This window comes from Alteromonas sp. G5_S2_22_S1, from assembly GCF_054968525.1.
In genome coordinates this window covers 1-282 of record NZ_JBQKUJ010000072.1, presented here as the reverse complement: position 1 = coordinate 282, position 282 = coordinate 1, and the positions used below count along the sequence as shown (strand labels likewise).

At 47.2% G+C, this 282-nt stretch carries 2 tRNA genes; both read left to right on the top strand.

The annotated features are described in order from the left end of the window. Positions 1 to 45: 45 nt before the first annotated feature. A tRNA-Gln gene (locus ACTRWF_RS19730) sits at positions 46 to 121 on the top strand. A 52-nt stretch (positions 122 to 173) separates the two neighbouring features. Continuing rightward, positions 174 to 250 (top strand) — tRNA-Met (locus ACTRWF_RS19725). Positions 251 to 282 lie beyond the last annotated feature (32 nt).

The following is a 282-nucleotide window of genomic DNA, read 5'->3' as shown; positions in this document are numbered from 1 at the left end:
AGTGCTTCACGGCGTGAGAGTTCAAGTCTCTCCTTCCGCACCATTTGGGGTATAGCCAAGTTGGTAAGGCAGCGGGTTTTGATCCCGCCATTCATAGGTTCGAGTCCTGTTACCCCAGCCATATTCTTGAGAAGCCGCTCAACGAGCGGCTTTTTATTGAAAATAAAAGTTAAGGCTACGTAGCTCAGCTGGTTAGAGCACATCACTCATAATGATGGGGTCGCAAGTTCGAATCTCGCCGTAGCCACCAACTTTTACTTATTCCTTTATTGGAAGTCTACA